The organism is Rickettsia endosymbiont of Culicoides newsteadi (genome assembly GCF_002259525.1).
GTDB lineage: Bacteria > Pseudomonadota > Alphaproteobacteria > Rickettsiales > Rickettsiaceae > Tisiphia.
The window spans coordinates 20,713-28,208 of sequence record NZ_MWZE01000007.1; the positions used below are offsets into that span (position 1 = coordinate 20,713).

Sequence of the window (7,496 nt, forward strand, 5' to 3'; positions counted from 1 at the left end):
TTATATATTAAGGAATTCCTATGGACAGTTTAATAATTAAAGGTGGTATTCCCCTTGAAGGTAATATTAGCATTAGCGGAGCTAAGAATTCGGCATTACCGATTATGACAGCTGCACTTCTTACAGATAAGCTTAGTATTAATAATATTCCAAAGCTTACCGATATTCTCACAATGAAGAAATTACTTGAGAATTTAGGCAGTGTTGTTACGGTAACTGATCATCAAGATTACTTAAGCATGGATATCGATAGTAGCAATATTAATAATTTTACTGCCCCATATGATATAGTACGTAAAATGCGTGCTTCTATTTGGGTTCTTGGACCATTACTCTCTAGATTCTCTAAAGCTAAAGTTTCCTTACCTGGAGGATGTGCTATAGGGGCTCGACAAGTAGATTTACATATAGCAGCATTGCAAGCTATGGGAGCAGATATTGATGTGGATCATGGCTATATTAATGCTAAAATCACAGGCAGATTAAAAGCTGTACATTTTGTTTTTAAACAAATATCTGTTGGAGCAACAATTAATTCTATAATGGCTGCTACTTTGGCTAAAGGGGAAACGATATTATCTAACTGTGCTAGAGAACCAGAAATTGTTGATCTATGCCATTGCCTTAACAAAATGGGGGCAGAAATAAATGGAATTGGTACAAGTGAAATAACAATTATTGGTAAATCTTATTTAAAACATACCAACTATTCGATCATGCCGGATCGTATTGAAGCTGGTACCTACATGATGGCTGCTGCCATTACTAAAGGCAGTTTAAATATTTATGGAATTAACGGCAATATTGTTGAAAATATAGTATTAAAACTCATTGAAGCTGGCATAAAAGTTGAACCCATTGATAATGGTTTAAGAGTTTCTTATGTAGATAAATTAAATCCTGTGGATATTCATACAAGTCCATATCCAGGTTTTGCAACAGATTTTCAAGCTCAGTTTATGAGTCTTATGACCCTTTGCAGCGGGTCTTCTACCATCACCGAAACTATTTTTGAAAACCGTTTTATGCATGTTCCTGAATTATGCCGAATGGGGGCAAATATAATAATTAAAGGAAATAGTGCTATAATACACGGAGTACCTTTTCTGACGGGAGCTGAAGTTATGGCAAGCGACCTCAGAGCATCGGTATCTCTAGTATTAGCTGGACTTGCCGCCAACGATACAACAAAAATACGTCGAATCTACCACTTAGATCGTGGATATCAAACATTGGAAAAAAAATTAAGTAACTGTGGGGCAAATATAGTACGAGTTACAGGAGATAATGTTTAAAAACCAGATATAGTCAATTAATGAGAAGGTGGTGATGTCGCCACTCGTCACTCCTGCTACCCAATTTCCCTGAATTGACTGTATCTAAACACCTCCTTTATTATTTTATCCACCAATAACTTGCATTAATTCATCCCATTCTCTTTTGGTCATACCACTAGACTCTAGCGTGACATCTTCTTTATTAATTAGTCTTTTTATGACAGCCAGTCCTTTTTTAGAAATATTATTACCCTCTAGCCTATATTCCTTAAAGGCATCATAAGTAAAAGGTACCCAAGCTTGTACTATTTCTAGCATTTTTTCTGCATATACTCTGATTTCATATTGGGCATGAGAATCGGCTCGGAGTAGCAGAAAATTTAATAAATTATGCAAATTAATTTTCCAATACCATTCTGTATAATAGTTCAAAGTTAAATTCATTCTTGCCAGTTCCCTAGTAATACCTAAGGTATTTTCATCAATAATATTGCCATGTTCATCCTGATTCATCATTTCAGTATAATGCTGATAGCATATTTTAGCATCTTTTTCTAGTAGCACTAATACTTTATCTGCAATTTTTTCTGGAATTTTTTCATCACTTCTTCCTTGCTTATTTATTGTAGATTGAGCAGCAAGATTCTGTTTTTCTGGTAAATAAAATTCATTTCCTAATATAGAATATCTAGCTGAATATTCATTAACACTAGCAGTTCTATGACGTATCCACTGTCTTGCAACAAAAATAGGTAGTTTAATATGAAATTTGATATCACACATTTCAAATGGTGTGGTATGTTTATGACGCATCAGGTAATTAATTAGCCCCTTATCTTGGCTTAGTTGTTTTGTCCCTTTACCATATGATACTCGTGCTGCTTGTACTATGCTACTATCATCCCCCATATAATCAATAACTCTAATGAAACCATGATCTAGTACTTTTATCGGTTCAAATAATAATTGTTCGAGAGCTGGTACAGTTGCTCTTTTAGTATTATAAGTAGTATCGTGCATTTTTTATCCTCAATTAATCTGTTTGAAAATTTGTTAATTCCAGCATTAAATATTCATCCACAGGAATCTTACTTTGATTAAGCATTTTATTGATATTAGAACCAAGGGCTTTAAATAACTTACCTTTAGCAATTACTGTTCTAGTGCCAACTGGTACTTTACCATGTAGAGCATATGATACAATTAATGGGTAATTAATATCACCAATTTTTATATCTAGCTTTTTCCCTTCTTGTGTCGAGTCATAAAGTACCTGCCCATTCGATAATTTAGTAATCTTTGCGTCAATTCCTACTTTATCTCCACATAATAATGGCATCCTATAAGCTATTTCATCATCAAATATCTTTACTTCATTACTATTAACAAAATTATTAGGTAATATTGAATTTAAGACAATATTAACCCTATAAGGTGGATCATAGTCTTTATTTTCTTCGTTAGAAGATGTATATTTTGTAGGAAATATAGCTTGTCTGGTTTGTCCAACCATCATCCCTACTACTACAGAATCAATTCCTGGCATGATCGCTCTAGAACCAAGAGTAAAGGTTTTAGTATTTTCGCTGAGTAAATTATTGTTAATATCCAATAATCGGTAATGTAATGTAACTACATGACCACAAGTCGCTGGACCGATAGTCCCATTACCAAAGGTGTTAATCTTAAACATTGGCTGAATTAAATCTCTATTAACCTCTATAGTATATTTACCATCAGCAATAGGTTTGTTAGTTGGTTGTAGTAAATTTTCAAAGAATAGTCGACCTTCTTCTGTTTTAAGAGCATTGATCAAAACTTTTGAAACAGTTTTTTCAAGGAAATTACCAGTTAATGGTATATTTGCTTGCTCAGGGGTACTAGTATTGTTATTACTTTCAGCTTCAGTTGTCTGAACCTTAGGGGCATTTTCCTCAGGCGGAGATTGCATTTTCATTTGTACAATAGAGTAAATAATTGCGGCAGCAATTATAAAAGTTAGAGCTTTTTGCATATAATATTTCTTCTTTAAGTATCTTTTAGTTTGGTTTTATAGCTAACCATGCCTAACATTATTCCGTCATTGCGAGCCACCGTAGGTGGCGTGGCAATCCATAAAAGAGTGGATTGCTTCGTTGGCTTTCGCCTCTTCGCAATGACGATTTTAGCTTCCAACGTCATTGCGAGGAGCTACTTCAGTAGCGACGAAGCAATCAATTTTTGATCATTTTTTGGATTGCCACGACCTACTTGCGTGGTCTCGCAATGACGGAGTAATGTTAGTCGTGGTAGCATATATTCTATAATTTTTAATGTTTTATCCTAAGTTGCTCTGCTTTGCTAAATGCTTCCTTTGCCTGTGAGTGTTTACCTAATTCCTTTAAAGCTATACCTTTGTTATAATAAGCATTAGCAAAATCAGGCTTATGTTTAATTGCTAAATCAAAGGAGTCAATTGCATCCTGCAATTTGCCTAACTTGCCTAAAGCAGTACCTTTATTGTTGTAAGCATCAGCAAGATCAGGCTTATGTTTAATTGCTAAATCATATGCTATAATAGCTTCCTGCAATTTACCTAATTCCTTTAAAGCTATACCTTTGTTATAATAAGCATTAGCAAAATCAGGCTTATGTTTGATTGCCAAATCATAAGCAACAATTTCTTCCTGTAATTTACCTAACTTGCCTAAAACTACACCTTTGTTGTAATAAGCATCAGCAAGATCAGGCTTATGTTTAATTGCTAAATCAAAGGAGTCAATTGCATCCTGCAATTTGCCTAACTTGCCTAAAGCAGTACCTTTATTGTTGTAAGCATCAGCAAGATCAGGCTTATGTTTAATTGCTAAATCATATGCTATAATAGCTTCCTGCAATTTACCTAATTCCTTTAAAGCTATACCTTTGTTATAATAAGCATTAGCAAAATCAGGCTTATGTTTGATTGCCAAATCATAAGCAACAATTTCTTCCTGTAATTTACCTAACTTGCCTAAAACTACACCTTTGTTGTAATAAGCATCAGCAAGATCAGGCTTATGTTTAATTGCTAAATCAAAGGAGTCAATTGCATCCTGCAATTTGCCTAACTTGCCTAAAGCAGTACCTTTATTGTTGTAAGCATCAGCAAGATCAGGCTTATGTTTAATTGCTAAATCAAAGGAGTAAATTGCTTCCTGCCATTTGCCTAACTCATACAAAGCTGTACCTTTGTTATGGTAAGCTTCAGCAAGATCAGGCTTATATTTAATTGCCAAATCATAGGAGTCAATTGCTTCTTGCCATTTGCCCTCCATTGTTAAAGTATTTGCTTTCTCAAAATGTTGTTGACTATTGGCAACCACTTTGCTAAAGGGGAGTAAAATTAAAGTCAGCAGGATCGTTAGTTGTTTTATGTTAATTATTTTCATAAATTACTTCTTTATTAACTATAGATTGTTATATTCCCAGATGGTCAAAAGCATTTTTGGTAATAACTCTGCCTCTTGGGGTACGTTGTAATAACCCTATTTGTATTAGATAGGGTTCGATAGTTTCTTCAACAGCATCGCGTTGTTCTGATAGAGCTGCGGCAATTGTTTCTATACCGACCGGACCCCCATCATAATTATCAGCGATAAACTTTAAATATCTATAATCATTACTGTCTAAACCTATTTTGTCAACTTCTAATCGATTCAGCGAGAGATTGGCAATATTCCTATCAATTTCTAGCTGATCATCGACAGAAGCGAAGTCTCTCACCCGTCTAATTAGCCTAAGGGCAATTCTTGGAGTTCCTCTACTACGCTTTGCTATTTCTTCTAACGCCTCATTGGTTACATTAATTGCCAGCAATTTACTAGCTCTACTCAAAACAAGTTTTAATTCAGCCACATTATAAAAATGTAAACGTAGTGGTATACCAAATCTATCTCTTAAAGGGTTACTCAATAGACCTAGTCTAGTAGTTGCTCCAACTAAAGTAAAATTGGGTAAATTGATTTTTACTGACCTTGCGGCGGGACCTTCTCCAATAACTATGTCCAGAGCAAAATCTTCCATTGCTTGGTACAATACTTCTTCAATATTGGTGCTAAGACGGTGAATTTCATCAATAAATAACACATCATTATCTTGCAAATTGGTAAGTATAGCAGCTAGATCAGCCGCTTTTGATATAGCAGGTCCTGAGGTGGATTTAAAATTTACTCCCATCTCCTTAGAAATAATTTGGGCAAGAGTGGTTTTACCAAGTCCAGGCGGTCCATAAAATAAAGTATGGTCTAAATGTTCTGACCTATTTTTAGCGGCTTGGATGAAAATAGATAAATTCTCTTTGATCTGTTGTTGCCCAACAAATTCTTTTAAATAGCTAGGTCGTAGAGAGAACTCTTGATCGTTTGGCAATATATCAGCTGATAAAACATTTTTAGAAACTGGGTTTTTAGACATTGGAACTACGAGCCTTTAGTGCGAGTTTAATTAGCTCATTAATAGAGAGATCAGGATCCTTTGCAATAATTTCCTGTACCAAATTATAGGCTTCAGTTCTATTAACCCCAAGTGAGGTTAAAACTAATGTAGCATCAGATGATATCTTAGATAAATCACTATCATTCTTATCGATGGGAAGATTGGTAGTAAGGTTAGTTAAGGCTTTATCCTTTAACTCTATGATAATTCGTTCAGCTAATTTTAGTCCAACACCGGAAACGGCTTTAAAAGCTTCTTTATCCCGCCTAGCTATCGCTGATTGGATTTGCTCAGGTGATAAATTTGATAAAATAGCTAAAGCCATCCTTGTCCCAATACCGTTTACTGATTGTAATAAATTAAAAACAAACTTTTCTTCGAGTGATAAAAAGCCATAAAGATTAATATGATCTTCTCTTACATGCGTTTCGATAAATAATTGACAAAACTCATTAACCACTAATTTATTTAGAGTTTTACTACTACAATACACTAAATACCCAACACCATTAACATCAATAATGACATAATCATTAAAACATGCATCTATTGTGCCTTTTAGTTTACCAATCATAATTTTTTAGTATCAGATTTTGTTTTCAGCTTACAATTTTTCGTACATATATACGTTATCACTGGGGCTGTAGTTACTATCAAAGCCAAAATATAATGTAGTAAGGCTGGAGTTTCGGAGCAGTGACATTGCCCATCATCCGGGAATGTTGATATAAGTATAATTTTTGCGATAATCCAAGTGACCAGCCCATATATAAGCAAGTATACTATACATTTAACTTTTTTACAGATATCTTTCATTGTGGCGTCCTCTTCTATTTAATATAATAACAATAATAGAATATTTGAATAAATGATAGAGAAAGTAAACTCTAACCCAGCAATTCTAATTATTCAATAATACACTAAATATTGCACACACTAATACCAATAATGATATAATAAGTAAAATATTTCATTTATTTTATCACTTACCTTACGCATAAACCCCATGACAATTTAAAAATTCCAGAAAAGTACAAGACGCTATTAGCGAGATTACTACGTGAGATTGCTTCAATGCTACTAAAGTAGCTTCTCGCAATGACACAGGCGGGTTAGCTATAACTACATATTGCGTAATCTCTCTAATGTTTCAAAATGATACAAGCCAAATCCATATGCCACCATGAATGGCACAAAAAATATTGCTATTCCCCAATTACCAAAATATTTTATTAAATAAACTAATCCAAAAGAAACAACAACATACATTATTGCTTTTACCATAGCGAATGAGATGCTGACACATCTAAAACGTTTAAACACAGGAAACTGCTTATAAAATATTGAGGCGGCTGGAAATGTTTCTATCTGAAATAGCAATATAAAAGACTGTAATAATAATAAATATATAGGAGAGGGAATATTAGTTAATATATATGGCAAAAATATAATAATACTAGCAAAAATTCCTAATCTTACTTTTAAAATTTTTAGTGGATATATCCATAGTACCCTACAATTTTTGTAATAAATACTCTGCAAAGGTATTGTATATGGGAGGTTGAAGTAGTATAAGAGTGTATTTTCTGACTATGCACAATATACTACTTCAGTCACTGATACTAAACTTTTCTTGGAAAAAATCAAGGCTAGAATGTCTTTCTGGAATGATTATGAGTCTAATTGAGAATTGCTCCGTTAGCGGTAAAAACATGGCACTTGGAATTAAGAGTGAAGCTAAACATAGCTCTAGAATTCAAAGAA

At 33.8% G+C, this 7,496-nt stretch carries 8 protein-coding genes; 1 reads left to right on the top strand and 7 read right to left on the bottom strand.

The genetic code is table 11. The features are described 5' to 3' along the window. Window positions 1-20 precede the first annotated feature (20 nt). The gene (gene murA, locus RiCNE_RS01090) at window positions 21-1,295 is read left to right on the top strand and encodes a UDP-N-acetylglucosamine 1-carboxyvinyltransferase (protein WP_094648791.1); all 1,275 of its coding nucleotides are present in this window, start codon (window positions 21-23) and stop codon (window positions 1,293-1,295) included. 105 nt (window positions 1,296-1,400) lie between these two features. On the opposite strand, the gene thyX is transcribed toward murA, so the two are convergent. The 7 genes from thyX to RiCNE_RS01125 all read right to left on the bottom strand — a co-directional run bounded on the left by thyX (window position 1,401) and on the right by RiCNE_RS01125 (window position 7,175). Then, window positions 1,401-2,297 carry an FAD-dependent thymidylate synthase gene (thyX, locus tag RiCNE_RS01095; protein ID WP_094648792.1) on the bottom strand — a complete coding sequence of 299 codons (897 nt, stop codon included), beginning with the start codon at window positions 2,295-2,297 and terminating at the stop codon, window positions 1,401-1,403. A 13-nt stretch (window positions 2,298-2,310) separates the two neighbouring features. After that, a complete protein-coding gene (locus RiCNE_RS01100; RefSeq protein ID WP_094648793.1) occupies window positions 2,311-3,291 on the bottom strand; it encodes an FKBP-type peptidyl-prolyl cis-trans isomerase in 981 nt (326 codons plus the stop codon). A gap of 295 nt (window positions 3,292-3,586) precedes the next feature. Beyond that, a complete protein-coding gene (locus RiCNE_RS01105) occupies window positions 3,587-4,687 on the bottom strand; it encodes a tetratricopeptide repeat protein (RefSeq protein ID WP_094648794.1) in 1,101 nt (366 codons plus the stop codon). Window positions 4,688-4,715: 28 nt separating this feature from the next. After that, a complete protein-coding gene (gene ruvB / locus RiCNE_RS01110; RefSeq protein ID WP_094648795.1) occupies window positions 4,716-5,711 on the bottom strand; it encodes a Holliday junction branch migration DNA helicase RuvB in 996 nt (331 codons plus the stop codon). After that, complete coding sequence (ruvA, locus tag RiCNE_RS01115) at window positions 5,704-6,306, bottom strand: Holliday junction branch migration protein RuvA (RefSeq protein ID WP_094648796.1); 603 nt, start codon at window positions 6,304-6,306, stop codon at window positions 5,704-5,706. The genes ruvB and ruvA overlap by 8 nt, the downstream gene beginning before the upstream one ends. Next, window positions 6,303-6,548, bottom strand: coding sequence for a hypothetical protein (locus tag RiCNE_RS01120; RefSeq protein WP_094648797.1), 246 nt, complete (start codon window positions 6,546-6,548; stop codon window positions 6,303-6,305). Before RiCNE_RS01120 ends, ruvA begins: the two co-directional genes overlap by 4 nt. 306 nt (window positions 6,549-6,854) lie before the next feature. Further along, complete coding sequence (locus tag RiCNE_RS01125; RefSeq protein ID WP_133062914.1) at window positions 6,855-7,175, bottom strand: proline/betaine transporter; 321 nt, start codon at window positions 7,173-7,175, stop codon at window positions 6,855-6,857. Between the last annotated feature and the right edge of the window lie 321 nt (window positions 7,176-7,496).